The organism is Caproicibacter sp., from assembly GCF_046707225.1.
In the GTDB taxonomy this organism is placed as follows: Bacteria; Bacillota; Clostridia; order Oscillospirales; family Acutalibacteraceae; genus Caproicibacter.
Window position 1 is genome coordinate 1 of record NZ_JBJKOP010000005.1, and the last position, 14664, is coordinate 14664.

The following is a 14664-nucleotide window of genomic DNA, read 5'->3' on the forward strand; positions in this document are numbered from 1 at the left end:
TGGATTTGCCTTGGAAAACTCACAGACTTGGATACGTTGCTATGCTCAAGGGAAAAGCTGCCTGGAGCTGTTAAACAGCGCTGAGATAGGAAAGATATACGGACCGGAAGAACTCGTCTTTGACGCCTCGCTCGAGCGAAAAGAAGAACTTCAAAAGAAATGCTATCGGATTGATGAAGTTAGACTTTATGCCTGCAGGATGTAAAAGCGTAATGTGGCTGCCGCTCGGGACAAGCTTTGGCATATCACTCGACGCAGCGTTTGTGTTGTAGCTCCCGTATAAAACAAACACTAGGCTCTGCCGGTGTGGATTAAAATGCTTTAGCTTTCAGCATTGAGCGAAGCGAGATGATAATTATTTCGTATTCACTCAGAGCTGATTTTGCCGATGCAACTGCTTTAGAGTCGCGGGGAAGGGTGATGCGATTGTGATACGTCTTAGACGTGTGCTGGCAATATGCCCTTCCAAGGCTGGGCAAACCACGCGTTGAACGCGTGGTTTTAATGATGAACAAATGGAGTGCAGGGATTTTTGCGTATCATTTGAGCTGGCAGCGCCGCCGCGATGGTCTCCGCTGCTTCGGCCTTTTGGCAAAGGTTTGTGCGTAAATAGTTGTCGTACCAGACAATTTTTCCGGACATGGTTGCTGTCCCTCTTTCAGAATGCTGTCTCGCAACTTCATTCTATCAGAGACCTGCAAACCTTGTCTCTTTTTTATCCGTTTTTTAACTTGTGCAACATCAGATTCTTCCTGGAGAAGCCCGAAGAGCCATAGGAATGTTGGCTCTTCGGGCTTTATGTTAAAGAGCAGCTCTTCCGCATCACGCTCGACTGTGCAAAACATCTTGGCCTGCCTCCGCCAGGCGCAGCCAGTTCGAAACACGTTTAACATGCCTCAATGCTACCAAGAAAAAATATGAATCAATAGGTTTCTTTTTATCTTTTAATATAGTAAAATAGACATAAGAGGGATTTATTATGAATTTTAATCTAAGTTCAAATACGCAGATCGGCAGCAAGCAGCCGTTAACCACTGAGGAAGTGTTTAGAAAAATTCTTAGAAGAATTATCAAGCTTCAGTTGGAGCCCGGCCAGCGCATCAGTGAGAATCAAATGGCACAGGAATATAACGTATCACGCTCCGTCATCAGGACAACTTTTACAAGACTTCAGCAACTGAAATTCATAGAGGTCTTTCCGCAGAGAGGCACATATGTCAGTTTGATTAATTTGAATCATATCGCCGATTTACTTATGCTTCGCACTGCGGTGGAAAAGGAAATCATCTATGAGATGTTTACTTCGTTGCAAAAGAAAGACAGGCAGGCGCTTGTCGATGCCCTGGAAGCCAATTTGGCTGAGGAGGAAAAGTGCAGGAATGAGGCCGACTATTTTGGAAGATTCCCGAAACTGGATTCTGTTTTTCATAAAACAATGATAGACAGCGTCGGCCGTTATGCGCTGGTGGAACTGCTTTCCGACGACATGCTTCATATCGCGAGATGGCGAAATTTCGATGTGGCCTTCGGCAATCGAATTCCGGAGCTGATTGATCAACACCGCGCGATTGTAGAAGCGATAAAAAAAGAGGACATGCTGCTGACTCAGCAGAAAATAGCGGACCATTTGGAAACAATTTCGTCGATCTATGAAAGAGTTGTTACGCAGTATCCGCATTATTTTAAAAATCATTCATAAAAGAATAAAAACAGGGCGGCCCGTTTGATCAAATCTCTTATTTTTTGAATTTTTGTGAGAGACTTGATTCATACGGGTCGCTGTTGTTAGCGGAAAAATCATGATGACGGAAAATCAAGCAACAACTTGTCGAAATTGCATAAATTTAAAAGAATTTCAAGAAATCTATTTACAAAATGGATCATAAAGTATATAAAATATGAATATAGAGTGATTGACAAATTATTATCTTAACAAAGTAAATGACAGAACAAAGAAGAATAACTTGGATACAAGAATACTAGGCACAAAAATACTTGGATACATGTATACCAGATTGGGGCGTGTAATGTTTACGTTGGGAATTGATATAGGATCGACGACTTCCAAGGCGGTCATTTTAAAAGACGGACGGGAGATTGTCGCCTCATCCGTTGTGATTGCGACCGTCGGAACGGACGGTGTTTCAGACGCGATTGAGAATGCGCTTGGCGAAAGCGGGCTTGAGCGGGGGGACATTTCGGTCACCTTTGCGACAGGGTACGGCAGACAGACGTATCCGGATGCCGACGGACAGGTCAGCGAACTGACCTGCCATGCCCTTGGGGTGCATCATGTATTCCCGGATACGAGGACCGTGATCGATATCGGGGGACAGGATGCAAAGGTATTGGCGCTGAATGAACGGGGAAGAATGGCGAATTTTGTCATGAACGACAAGTGCGCGGCAGGTACCGGGCGCTTTCTGGATGTAATGGCAAATATTTTAAAGCTGGATATTTCGCAGCTGGAGGTGGAGGCCGCAAAAGCGCTTCACCCCGCGAGCATTTCTAATACCTGCACCGTGTTTGCGGAGTCGGAGGTGATTTCTCAGCTTGCGGCGGGCACCAAAATTCCGGACCTTGTTGCGGGAATCTGCAAATCGGTCGCGTCCCGTGCCGCGTCTTTGGCCAAACGGATTGGCGTGAGGGAAACGGTCTGCATGAGCGGCGGTGTTGCGCACAATGCCGGGGTTCGCAAAGCACTGGAACAGGAGCTTAACGTTAATATTGCTTATTGTGATATGGCTCAACTGATGGGTGCGCTGGGGGCATCCCTGTACGCCTATGAGAAAGCCTGAGGCTAACAATAAAAAGGAGTTGTGGTTTTATGAGTGAGGAAGTCAAAAAGCAAAGACCCGCACCGGACCCGAATTCAGCAAAGTTTAAACTGGGGCAGATTGCGGCCAAGGCTTACAGCGATTGTGTGGAAGCCAAGGCGCGCGGTGAGAAAGTCGGCTGGTGCGCCAGTAACTTTCCGGTAGAAATTCCGGAAACGCTGGGCCTGCATGTTTGCTACCCCGAAAATCAGGCGGCTGCTATCGCCGCAAGGGGCGGCGGCGAGCGCCTGTGCAGCGAAAGCGAGGGGGAGGGATATTCCAACGATATCTGCGCTTACGCGAGAATATCTCTCGCTTACATGAAGTTGAAGGAGGCGCCGGAACAGAACATGCCGCAGCCGGACTTTGTCCTTTGCTGTAACAATATCTGCAACTGCATGATTAAGTGGTACGAGAACATCGCCAAAGAGCTTGACATTCCGATGATCATGATCGACATCCCGTTTAATCCGGATTATGAAGTATCGGAAGCACAGACCGCTTATATAAGGGCACAGTTCTGGGACGCGATTCATCAGCTGGAGCAGATTACAGGCAAAAAATGGAGCGAGGAAAGATTTCAGGAAGTCAAGGAGATTTCCGGCCGTTCCAGCCGCGCATGGCTTGAGGCAACCGCTTGTGCCAAACATGATCCGTCGCCTTTCAACGGCTTTGATCTTTTGAACCACATGGCGGTCATGGTGACGGCGCGTGCCAAGAAAGAGGCCGCGGACGCAATGGAGACCCTTTTGAAGGAATACAAGGAGAATCATGAAAAGGGAGTTTCAACGTTCCGCGCTGAGGAAAAGTACCGCATCATGTTCGAGGGAATCGCCTGCTGGCCGTGGCTGAGGGTTACCTCATCCGGTCTGAAGGACAGAGGAATCAACATGGTGACTACCATTTATGCAGACGCTTTCGGGTTTATCTATGACGATTTCGACGGTATGTGCCGCGCCTATTCGCGTGTGCCCAACGCAATGTGCCTCGAGCTTGCGAGGGACAAACGAGTCAAGCTCTGTAAGGACGACCACGTCGAGGGATTGCTGGTTCATACAAACCGTTCCTGCAAACTCTGGTCGGGATTTATGCCCGAAATGAGCCGGCAGATCGGCAAGGCCTGCGGTATCCCGGTCGCAAGCTTCGACGGCGACCAGGCCGACCCGAGGAATTTCTCGGCGGCGCAGTATGATACCCGCGTTCAGGGCCTGATGGAAATCATGGAAGAAAACAAAGGAGGAAACTGACAATGGCTGTTGATGAATTACTGGCTCAGTTTCATGAAATTGCCGCGTCGCCGAGAAAACAGCTGGAGAAATACCTGGCGCAGGGCAAAAAGGTGGTGGCCTGCGCTCCGGTTTACACGCCGGAGGAAATCATCCATTCCATGGGACTTGTTCCCATGGGCGTCTGGGGTGCGGACCAGAAGGTCAGCGAGGCAAAAAAATATTATCCGGCGTTTATCTGTTCCATCATGCAGACGGTGCTGGAGCTCGGCATCACCGGCAAATATCAGGGCGTTTCCGCAATCGTGATCCCCTCTCTCTGCGATTCGCTCAAATGCCTTGGACAAAACTGGAAGTATGCCGTTCCCGATATTCCGTTCATCCCCATGACCTACCCGCAAAACCGGAAGCCTTTGTATGGGATTGCGTTTACCAAGGCCGGTTATGAGCGCGTAATCAGCGACCTTTCCGCTGCGACGGGCGCAAAGTTTTCAGAAGCCGCTCTGGCAGACTCCAACCGTATTTACAATGAGCACAACGCCGTGATGCGGGAGTTCGCGGAGATTTCCGCGGATCATGCGGTCAGCGCAGCGCAGCGCAGCGATGTGTTCAAGAGCGCCTGGTTTATGCGGAAGGAAGAACACACCGCCATGGTGAAACAGCTGAACGCGGAACTGGCACAGACACCGAAAGACAAAGGAAAGATTCGTGTCGTGGTGAGCGGAATTCTGGCAGACTCCCCCAGTTTGCTGGAGATTTTTGATCAAAACGAAATCAGGATTGCGGCGGACGACGTAGCGTTTGAATCAAGGCAATATCGGACGGACGTGCCGGAAGACCCCGATTCGCTGGATGCGCTTGCCCGGAAGTACGCGAATATGGACAACTGCTCCGTACTTTATGACAGGGACAAAAAGCGAGTCGATTCGATTCTCGAACTGGCAAAACGGCACGACGCCAGAGGCGTCATCGTCCTGATGACAAAATTCTGCGATCCGGAGGAATTCGATTATGTTCCCATCAAAAGAGCTTGTGAGGCAGCCGGGCTTTTGAATCTGAACATTGAGGTTGACCGGCAGATGGTGAATTATGAGCAGGCAAATACCATAATCCAGACATTCAGAGAGATGTTTTAGCCTGGCGACCTGTGAGGAGTATTGAAATAAGGAAAAGGGGAAAATGTCATGATTAACAAGAACAAAATGCCTGTTGCGATCGGTGTAGCGTTCGTGTGGTTTACCACGCAGTTCGGCGGTGGATTTGCCTCGGGGGCGCAGCTGCTTACCTATTTTGTACAGTTCGGAATCTGGACCCTCGTCACACCGATTCTGGCGCAGGCTTTCGGCGCGTTCTTCCAGTGGTACGGGCTGCGCTATGCAAAACGGCACAACACCTATGATTACCGCACGTTTACCGACACTTTCTATGGCGATCTGGGAAAAGGAGCAAAAACGATTTTCTCAAATCTCTATGAAGTGGTTTACATCGTCACAATCTGCCTCGCTTCTGCGGTCGCTTTCGCGACGGGAGGCTCCACGCTTGAGGCACTGACCGGCATCCCCTATCTGCTCTGCACGGTTGTTATCGGGGCGATTATCTTTGTGCTGGCAATCTTCGGTACGGATATTGTCAGAGCTGCGGCTTCCACCATTTCCGTAGCGATCATAGTCGGTCTTCTGATTGTCTACATCCCCAACATCATCGCTCAGTGGGGCACTATTTCGGCTAACATCGGCCAACTGTCGGTTGCCCCCGCGCCGGTTGCCCCCGCTTTATGGAAATGTCTGTTGTACGGAGCGTTCCAGTTGGCTTCCATCGGCCTTTTGATGCAGCATGCAGAGCCATTTGAAAACGAAAAGGTAGCAAAGACTTCCATGATTTACGGCTTTATCGTTAATGCGGGAATTATTTTCATCTGTACGCTGGGCATGCTGGCGGTTGTCAAAAATCCGGATCTTGCGACAGCGAAGGTTCCGACGCTGCTGATGGTTACAACAGGCGTCGGCGCAGCGGTCCTGACGCCGATCATTTCAATCCTGATTATTCTCGGCTCCGTATCAACCGCCGTCAATATGATCGCCGGCGTTGTCAAGCGTTTTGTAACCGCGTGGAACAAAAAAGACGCCTCTCCGGAAGAATCGGGAAAGAAAAGCACACAGCGCACGATGACGATTGCGATTCTGTTTACTCTGCTGACCTTTGCAATCGCACAGTTCGGACTGATTCCGCTGGTTGCCGTCGGATATGGGTACCTCGGCTATTTGACCATTTTTGTCGTCCTGATTCCGTTCCTGATCCATATGTTCCTGACCAGGGCGGGGAAAATCGATTCTGAATTCAAAAAGAATGAATCAAGATAAAAGGAGAGACCGAAAAAATGAGCAAACCATTGCAAGGAGTCCGCGTCATTGAGCTTGCCACCTTTATCGCCGCCGCTACGGCGGGCAGATTTATGGCTGACCTCGGCGCAGACGTCATCAAAATTGAATCGGCAAAGGGGGACCCCCTGAGATACACGGCGCCTTCTGAGGGAAGACCGCTGGATATGTACGAAAACACCACATGGGATTTGGAAAACGGCAACAAACGCTGCATTTCCCTGAATATGAAGGACCCGGCGGGCAAAGAGGCGTTTTTAAAACTGCTTGAAACGGCGGATGTCCTCATTACCAACTGGCGGGTTCAGGCGCTGGAACGCGCGGGCCTTGATTATGAAAGCCTGAAGCAAAAGTATCCCAAGCTTGTCTATGCAATCTGCACCGGCTATGGTGAATACGGTCCCGACAAAGACCTTCCGGGCTTTGATTTTACCGCATTCTTTTCAAGGGGAGGATATCTGGATTCGCTGCGCCAGAAGGGTACCGTGCCGATGAACGTGGTGCCGGGCCTTGGCGACCACAATGTCGGCATGAACCTTGCCGCGGGAATTCTGGCGGCTCTGTATCAGGCGAAAACAACGGGCGTTGGAGAAAAGGTGGAAACTTCTCTGTTTGAAAGTGCCGTTTTCAACATGGGCATGATGATTCAGGCGTCAAATTACGAAGGAATCGCACAGCAGTATCCCATCGATGTCAGAAAGGCCGCCAATCCGTTTAACGCGGCGTGGAGAACCAAAGACGACCGGTTCATCCAGACTTGCATGCCGGATTACAACACCTATTACAAAGCCTTTATGAAGGCGATCGGACGGGAGGACCTTGTCGAAAACGAGAACTATTTCCCGATTCTGACTTGTCAGAAAAAGGGCCTTACTTCCGAGGTTTACGACATTGTCATGGAAGCGTTCAGCCGGAAGACCGTTGAGGAATGGGCGCAGATTCTCGCCTCTGCCGACGTTCCGTTCGCGCTTGCGAAAAATTGGATGGAAATCCGGGAGGACAAGCAGGCCGAGGCGAATAATTGCTTCTACGACATGCGCTATTCCACTGGAAATACCAGAAGGCTGGTGAGACTTCCGGTGAAATTCCAGCAGATGGGTGTGCCGGACTATCGCAGGGGCCCGATGATCGGCGAACAGGGGCCGGAAATTCTGAAAGACATAGGATATGACGAAAAGCAGGTTCAGAATCTGATGGAATCCGGCACTCTGTATGTTTGGAAGGACGAGAAAAAGTCGAACTGATTTCAATCAAAGGGACTGCAACCGGACCGGCACCGGTTTCGGCTGCGGTTCTTTCAGTTGATATTACGGAATTACCGGGGATGCAATGATGAAACTGGTTCATAAGACGATAATTGAATGTTTGGCGGAACGGGCAGGCGCCGACGGCGAAAAGACGGCTGTTGAAACGGGCGGGTGGAGCTGTACCTATCGTCAGCTTGACCTGTTTTCCGATCTTCTGGCGGCACAGATGAAAAGAAACGGAATCGGCGCGGGGGCACATGTTGGCATCTGGAGCGTCAACAGCCCGGAGTGGGTCGTAACGTTTTTTGCGCTGGTGAAGACGGGAGCCGTGCCCGTGCTGTTAAATACCTGTTTTCAGGATGACGAAATTACGCAGGTTCTGAATTATGCAAATGTAGAGGTCCTGTATTACGGAGAAGGTTACAAGACAACATCCTATCGGGACATGATTGAAAGAATCAGGGAAAAAACGCCGAACATCAGGCGTTTCGTTTCAATGGATCAGGTTAAAGACGGAATGAATTCCGCCGGAAGTATGTGTGCAGACGCTGCGCATGGGCAAAAGGCCTTCGCCGAACTTCAGGAAGCGAAGAAAAAAATCCGGCCGCAAGACACGGCCTGCATGATTTTCACCTCCGGAACCACTCTTGTTCCCAAAGGAGTGCTTCTCAGCCATTACAGCCTGGTCAACAATGCCGCCGCGGTGTCAGAAGCGATGCAATGGAGCGGAAGGGATAAGATGTGCATCGCAGTGCCGATGTTCCATTGCTTCGGCCTGACGGTCGGCATTCTGGCCTGTGTAATCTGCGGTGCGGGTATGTATCTGATCCCCGGTTTCCGGACCGGAGCCGTATGGGACGCGATTGAGAATCAGCGCTGCACAATCCTGAACGGCGTGCCAAGTATGTTTCTCGCGCTTATCCGGAGTTCAAACGGGCGGGGAAGAACTGCGCCTTTTCTGAATTCCGGAATTATCGCCGGGTCACCGATTATGCCGGAGGATTACAAGAAAATCTGTGAACGGTTTCCATCGCTTCATCTTCAGCCTTCGTACGGCCAGACGGAAACCTCCCCCTGTGTGACGATTGCGGATTGGAACGATCCCCCGGGAAAGAAAAGCGCTTCTGCGGGAAAGCCGATCGACTTTGTCAGCGTTCGCATTTGCTCCGTCTCGGATGGAACCGTCGAGAAATTGGACAAAGACGGTGAAATTCAGGTCAAAGGCTATAATGTGATGGAGGGTTACTATCATCTTCCGCAGGCGAACAGAGAAGCCTTTACGGCGGACGGCTGGCTGAAAACAGGGGATATCGGCCATTTCGATTCCGACGGGGAACTCCATGTTACCGGCAGGCTGAAAGAGATGATTATCCGCGGCGGCGAAAATATATCTCCGCGCGAAATCGAGCGGGTTATCCGCGCACTTGACTGGGTGGAACAGGTCAAAGTGGTTGGTGTGCCCGACAAGGTGATGCAGGAGGCCGTAGCGGCGTGCATCATTCCCAAACAGGGATGTCAAGTTGACAGGAACGGACTGTTCCGTTATTTAGATAAAAAACTTTCCCAATATAAAATGCCTTCCTATGTATTCGAATTCAAATCTTTTCCTTTCAACGCAAGTGGAAAAATTCAGTTGGAAAAAATAAGGAAACAGGCGGCTGTGCTGGCTGAACAGGCAGCAAAAGAAAAAAAGGAGGAAGCACAAATATGGCAGACGCGTATTTTACGGAGCAACATGAGCTAATCAGGAAACTGGCCCGCGAATTTGCGGAAAAAGAACTGACGAAGGAAATTCTTGACAAGGTGGAGGAAACAGGGGAATTCCCAGAGGAAATTCTTGACAAAATGGCCGCGGCGGGATTTTTCGGCATCAAAATACCGAAGGAATATGGCGGCCAGGGGGCGGACGCCCGCTCTTATGTTCTGGTCATGGAGGAAATCGCGAGAGTTTCGGGCGTTGCGAGCATCTATGTGTCGACCCCGAACTCCCTTTCAGGCGGACCGCTGCTTCTCGCCGGCAATGAGGAACAGAAAGCGAAATATCTGACACCGGTGGTAACCGGCAAGAAAAAACTGGCATTCGCTCTGACCGAACCGGGCGCGGGCTCCGACGCGAGCGGCATGGTGACCTCCGCCGTAAAGGAGGGCGACCATTATGTGCTGAACGGGCGCAAATGTTTTATCACAATGGCCCCGCTTTCCGACTATGCGGTTATTTTTGCAAAGACCGACATGAAAAAGGGCAACAAGGGCATTTCGGCGTTTGTCGTTGATATGAAAGGCCCGGGCGTCAGCTGCGGCAAGCCGGAAGACAAGATGGGCATCATCGGCTGCGCGACCTCCGACATTATTCTGGAGAATGCGATCGTTCCGGAGTCGGACCGTTTGGGCGAAGAGGGCGAGGGATTCAAAATCGCCATGAAGACGCTGAATACCGGCCGTTTGGGCGTGGCGGCTCAGTCAATCGGTATCGCACAGGGCTGCCTGGACGAGACCATAAAATACGCAAAGGAAAGAAAACAGTTTGGGCAGCGGATTGCCGACTTTCAGGCCATCGGTTTCATGATCGCCAATATGGCCACAAAGCTGGAGGCCGCAAAGCAGCTGACCTATAAGGCTGCGTACCTTCTGGATACCAAACAGGATACGACACTCAATGCGTCGATGGCAAAGTATTTTGCCTCCGAGGTGTGCAACGAAATCGCGGCCTGCGCCGTTCAGATTCACGGCGGATACGGATTTATCAAGGATTATAAGGTAGAGCGGATGTACCGCGACTGCCGCGTGTTTACCATTTATGAAGGAAGCAGTCAGGTTCAGCAGATCGTCATCAGCAAGCAGCTGCTGAAAAAGTAAGAAGGGAGAAGCTTAAGGCATGAAAATATTAGTTTGTGTAAAACAGGTTCCGGATACGAATGAGGTTAAAATTGATCCGGTCAAGGGAACCCTGATCCGCGAGGGTGTTCCCAGCATCCTGAATCCGGACGACGCAAATGCGCTGGAAGCCGCGCTTCAGCTTAAGGACAAAGACCCAGACACAAAGATTGCCGTTCTCACCATGGGCCCCCCGCAGGCAACTTATATGCTCAGAGAATGCCTGGCGATGGGTGCGGACGAGGCGTATCTGCTCAGCGACCGTGCGTTCGGCGGAGCGGACACCTGCGCCACTTCCACAACGATTGCGGCCGGAATTAAAAAAGTGGGGAATGTCGACCTCGTTTTTGCAGGGCGCCAGGCCATAGACGGCGACACCGCACAGGTTGGCCCCCAGGTCGCGCAGCGTTTGAATATGCCGGTTGTTACTTATGTAAAGGATATCAAGGCTGAAACGGGAAAAGTGACCGTTCAGCGGCAGATGGAAGACGGGTATGAGATCATTGAGGTTCAAACCCCATGCCTTCTTACCTGCGTGAAAGAGTTGAACGAACCCAGGTATATGTCGGTCGGGGCGATTGTTGACGCATATCAAAAGGAAATTACGGTTTGGGGACATGATCAGGTGGAACTTGACCCGAAGGACTGTGGACTGAACGCCTCTCCAACACAGGTTTTCCGCTCCTTTACACCGCCGCAGAAGGGCAAGGGCGAAATGCTTTCGGGTTCCGTCGGCGAGATAGCGGCGGCACTTGTTTCCAAGCTGAACGAAAAGCATCTATTAAAAAAAGAAGGGTGAGAACAACATGGCAGTTGTTGTATTAAAGGATCAGTGCAAAGGCTGCACGAAATGCGTGAAAAGTTGTCCGTTTCAGGCAATCACGATGGAGAACAGAATTGCCGTGATTGGTCCGGCTTGCACAGGCTGCGGCCAGTGCGTCGAAGTTTGCCCGTTTCAGGCAATTAAGAAGACGGAAGACAAAAAGGCCGCAAAAGATTTGAGTACCTATCACGGCGTATGGGTTTTTGCTGAGCAGAGAGACGGAAAGCTGATGCAGGTGGCGGTTGAACTGCTGGGCGAGGGAGCCAAGCTTGCCAAAGCCGTGGGCTGCGAACTTTGCGCGGTTCTTTGCGGTTCCGGTGTGGAACCGCTCGTGAGCGAACTCTTTGAGTACGGCGCCGACAAGGTCTATTACGCCGATGCACCGGAGCTTAAACAATATACGACCGATGCCTATACCAAGGCGATTTACGAGGCGATTGAAACCTATAAACCTGAAATTGTTCTGCTTGGTGCGACACATATCGGCCGCGACCTGGGTCCCTGCCTTGCGGTTCGCTGCGGAACCGGACTGACGGCTGACTGTACAAAGCTTGAAATTAATCCGGAGACGAAGGGTATCATGCAGACCCGCCCCGCGTTCGGCGGCAATCTGATGGCGACGATTGTCTGCCCGAACCACAGGCCGCAGATGTCGACGGTTCGCCCGGGCGTTATGGAGAAAGCCACAAGGACTCCCGGCAGAACCGGAGAGCTGATTCGTTTGAGGATCGGATTCCATGAGGGTGATATTCGCACGAAGGTGCTGGAGGTTGTCAAATCCGTCAAAGAGGCGGTGTCCCTGACCGACGCTGAGATCATTGTTTCGGGAGGAATGGGACTGGGAAATCCGGAGGGATTCAAACTCCTCAAAAAGCTTGCGGAAAAACTCGGCGGGACCATAGCGGCGTCAAGAGCTGCGGTTGACGCCGGCTGGATTGATCACGCCTATCAGGTTGGACAGACCGGAACGACGGTGAAGCCGAAAATTTATTTTGCCTGCGGTATTTCCGGCGCCATTCAGCATGTGGCCGGAATGCAAAAATCCGGACTGATTGTCGCAATCAATACCAACGAAAGCGCGCCGATTTTCGATATTGCTGATTTCTGCATTGTCGGCGATCTGTATAAGGTGATTCCGGCTATTCTGGAAGAACTTGAAAACGTGCCGTGTTAAAATAAATGCGGGGCCGGTCCATCCCGGTCTTTCGAAATGGGAATGAAGTAACGAATTCAGAGAATTCAAAGAAAAAGCGGCGGGAAAAATTCTTTTCCGGCCGCTTTTTCTGTTCTGGCGGGCAATCCGGTTTTCCGGCTTTGACCGTCCGCTGCAAAGTCAGGGCGCCGGCGATGCCGACGCGGCGCCCGTTACCCGCATTCCGGATATCTGAAAGGTGCCGTAGCCGGTCGTAGCCACCGCTGCAAGCGCATTTCCTGACAGGTTTCCCTTCACTTGATATTTTGTGCAAAAAAAACCCATGTTAAGAACGCCTGAGAATTCAAAGGCATTCGAATCAATTTTGCCGTTTTTAAAAAAGCTGGTGCTTCCCATGGCCCGAATGGAACCGCTTAAAACCCCTCGTTCCTCTTCCATGGTCAGCACGCCTCTTTGGGGTCCGATGGGTGTCTGCAATGTAACATTGAAAGTACTTTTCATAATTAATCCCCGTTTGTTTTGTATTTCAATCCGCATTCCTCAAACGAGGAGTACGGCTGAAAAGGATGATTTGGCGCTTTTTACGCAAAGCCGGTCAGCGATATAAGATGCCCGTCGGCATGATTTTGCCGCAAGCTATTTTTGCACCGGAATTCCCGGACGGCTGCGTTGTAAAATCATCCGGAGCCGCGTGAATGATCACAGTTCGCCCGATGACTTCATTCACGGTGAATCTGTCGGTGAAAAACGCCATGAAAGCGTATCCCCGGTTGCCGAACAACGGAGGAAGATCGCCCGCATGTGCGGGATGCGGACAGCCGTTTGGATTATAATGACCGTCCGTGTCGGCGAAAGGGTCTTCGGCGTTTCCCGTACAGGATTTGCCCTCGTGAATATGGAATCCATAGATGTCGGGAGAGCACGCCTGTGTCCCTGTTGGGAGCCCGTGAATCTGGGCGATCAGGAAAACTCCGTCCGAAGTCTGATAAAAGGAGACAAAGCCGTGGAGATCAGGATAATCACGGCTGCCGTTCATCATGGCGCGGGCATTGGGAGTCCTGCGCAGTGTATTTTGAAAAAGGCGCAGATTCATTTGGTGTTCTGAAAGCAAAGTACCACCTCCTGAACTATTTTATGCACGCGGAAATTAATTGCCAATGTACAGCTTGGGGAACCAGCCGTTTTTCGGAGACGGAGGTTTTACAGCGCCGACATATTTTTAAAAGACTTCCATATTTTTATTGATATAAGGCGGAGGGCGGTACAAGATCGCTTGCCGGTAAATTTCGCTGATGGGAAAGGATGTTTTGAAAGATGTGTACGGCAATCACGTTTCAGTCTAAGCAGGGAGTCAATTTTTTTGGGCGCACCATGGACTTTTCTTTGGAAAAGTCAAGAATGGTGCAGAACCTAAACACCCAAAAACTGTTGGTTAAGCAGCCAGACCTCTGGCGGCCTGAGGGTACATAGCGGGAGCGAGGCCGCCCGGATTGGCGGTATAGATTCGCTCCCGGTTGTAATAGCTCATAATGTAGCGGAACACAACGCTTTTGACTTGGGCCATCGGCATCTTGCCGGTCTGAATCTGGTAGAGCTTCTCCTTTTTCAGCGTGGCAAAAAAGCTCTCCATACGGGCGTTGTCGTAGCAGCGCCCTGTGCCGCTCATGCTCTGAATCGCGTCGTACCGAGCCAGCGTGTTTCTAAATTTCGCGCTGGTGAACTGACTGCCCCGGTCACTGTGCAGGATCATGCCGTGGGCATCCTGCGCCCCGCAGGCACTTTCAAACGCGCGGATGCACAGCTCTTTTCTCATATTGTCGTCCATGGAAAGGCCGACAATTTCGCCATTGTAGCAATCCAGAACGGCGGCAATGTAGAGCTTTCCGTCTGCGCACGGAACCTGCGTGATGTCGGTCAGCCATTTTTGATTGGGAGCAGCCGCGGTAAAATTCCGGTGAATCAGGTTTTCTGCCTTTTGCGCCGCGGCGTCTGCTTTTGTCAGGCTTTGCGGTCTGCGAGCCGGTGCTTTCAGTAACCCTCCCTTTTTCATGGCGCGCCGCACGGTGGAGCGACTGGCGTTCACGCCTCTTTGCTCCAGTGCCAGCAAAATTCGCCCCACTCCGTAATTCCGGTTATCCGGGTTTTCT

The 14664-nt window shown here is 51.1% G+C and carries 16 protein-coding genes; 12 read left to right on the forward strand and 4 right to left on the reverse strand.

Features of this window, described 5'->3' with window-relative positions:
• Positions 1-205: hypothetical protein (locus ACLQ3M_RS00315; protein ID WP_411675724.1), on the forward strand; the 205-nt coding region annotated here is incomplete at its 5' end.
• 334 nt (positions 206-539) lie between these two features.
• Here ACLQ3M_RS00315 and ACLQ3M_RS00320 read toward each other — a convergent pair.
• Positions 540-845, reverse strand: a complete 306-nt coding sequence (locus ACLQ3M_RS00320; RefSeq protein ID WP_411675725.1) for a hypothetical protein — start codon at positions 843-845, stop codon at positions 540-542.
• A gap of 134 nt (positions 846-979) precedes the next feature.
• Here ACLQ3M_RS00320 and ACLQ3M_RS00325 point away from each other — a divergent pair, with 134 nt between their 5' ends.
• From ACLQ3M_RS00325 to ACLQ3M_RS00370, 10 genes are all read left to right on the forward strand, one after another.
• A complete protein-coding gene (locus ACLQ3M_RS00325; RefSeq protein ID WP_411675726.1) occupies positions 980-1699 on the forward strand; it encodes a GntR family transcriptional regulator in 720 nt (239 codons plus the stop codon).
• 328 nt (positions 1700-2027) lie between these two features.
• Positions 2028-2798, forward strand: a complete 771-nt coding sequence (locus ACLQ3M_RS00330) for an acyl-CoA dehydratase activase (protein ID WP_411675727.1) — start codon at positions 2028-2030, stop codon at positions 2796-2798.
• A 29-nt stretch (positions 2799-2827) separates the two neighbouring features.
• Entirely contained in the window at positions 2828-4063 is a 1236-nt protein-coding gene (locus tag ACLQ3M_RS00335; RefSeq protein WP_411675728.1) for a 2-hydroxyacyl-CoA dehydratase subunit D, read from the forward strand.
• 2 nt (positions 4064-4065) lie between these two features.
• Entirely contained in the window at positions 4066-5178 is a 1113-nt protein-coding gene (locus tag ACLQ3M_RS00340) for a 2-hydroxyacyl-CoA dehydratase subunit D (protein ID WP_411675729.1), read from the forward strand.
• Between the two features lie 48 nt (positions 5179-5226).
• Positions 5227-6402 carry a hypothetical protein gene (locus ACLQ3M_RS00345; RefSeq protein WP_411675730.1) on the forward strand — a complete coding sequence of 392 codons (1176 nt, stop codon included), beginning with the start codon at positions 5227-5229 and terminating at the stop codon, positions 6400-6402.
• A gap of 17 nt (positions 6403-6419) precedes the next feature.
• The gene (locus ACLQ3M_RS00350) at positions 6420-7664 is read left to right on the forward strand and encodes a CaiB/BaiF CoA transferase family protein (RefSeq protein WP_411675731.1); all 1245 of its coding nucleotides are present in this window, start codon (positions 6420-6422) and stop codon (positions 7662-7664) included.
• An 85-nt stretch (positions 7665-7749) separates the two neighbouring features.
• The gene (locus tag ACLQ3M_RS00355) at positions 7750-9411 is read left to right on the forward strand and encodes a class I adenylate-forming enzyme family protein (RefSeq protein ID WP_411675732.1); all 1662 of its coding nucleotides are present in this window, start codon (positions 7750-7752) and stop codon (positions 9409-9411) included.
• The gene (locus tag ACLQ3M_RS00360; RefSeq protein WP_411675733.1) at positions 9375-10523 is read left to right on the forward strand and encodes an acyl-CoA dehydrogenase family protein; all 1149 of its coding nucleotides are present in this window, start codon (positions 9375-9377) and stop codon (positions 10521-10523) included. The genes ACLQ3M_RS00355 and ACLQ3M_RS00360 overlap by 37 nt, the downstream gene beginning before the upstream one ends.
• Before the next feature lie 19 nt (positions 10524-10542).
• Positions 10543-11340: an electron transfer flavoprotein subunit beta gene (etfB, locus tag ACLQ3M_RS00365; RefSeq protein WP_187036699.1), complete on the forward strand. Its 798-nt coding sequence runs from the start codon at positions 10543-10545 to the stop codon at positions 11338-11340.
• Positions 11341-11347: 7 nt separating this feature from the next.
• Positions 11348-12538, forward strand: coding sequence for an FAD-binding protein (locus ACLQ3M_RS00370; protein ID WP_411675734.1), 1191 nt, complete (start codon positions 11348-11350; stop codon positions 12536-12538).
• A gap of 159 nt (positions 12539-12697) precedes the next feature.
• Here the strand turns inward: ACLQ3M_RS00370 and ACLQ3M_RS00375 are convergent, their stop codons facing one another.
• Together ACLQ3M_RS00375 and ACLQ3M_RS00380 are read right to left on the reverse strand one after the other, a co-directional pair.
• Positions 12698-13018 carry a hypothetical protein gene (locus ACLQ3M_RS00375; protein ID WP_411675735.1) on the reverse strand — a complete coding sequence of 107 codons (321 nt, stop codon included), beginning with the start codon at positions 13016-13018 and terminating at the stop codon, positions 12698-12700.
• Between the two features lie 94 nt (positions 13019-13112).
• The gene (locus tag ACLQ3M_RS00380; protein ID WP_411675736.1) at positions 13113-13628 is read right to left on the reverse strand and encodes a superoxide dismutase family protein; all 516 of its coding nucleotides are present in this window, start codon (positions 13626-13628) and stop codon (positions 13113-13115) included.
• Positions 13629-13831: 203 nt separating this feature from the next.
• On the opposite strand from ACLQ3M_RS00380, the gene ACLQ3M_RS00385 reads away from it, so the two are divergent.
• A complete protein-coding gene (locus ACLQ3M_RS00385) occupies positions 13832-13987 on the forward strand; it encodes a linear amide C-N hydrolase (RefSeq protein WP_411675737.1) in 156 nt (51 codons plus the stop codon).
• Here the strand turns inward: ACLQ3M_RS00385 and ACLQ3M_RS00390 are convergent.
• A partial coding sequence (locus tag ACLQ3M_RS00390; RefSeq protein ID WP_411675738.1) for an IS3 family transposase occupies positions 13950-14664 on the reverse strand: 715 nt, incomplete at its 5' end. The two genes, ACLQ3M_RS00385 and ACLQ3M_RS00390, sit on opposite strands and share 38 nt — an antisense overlap.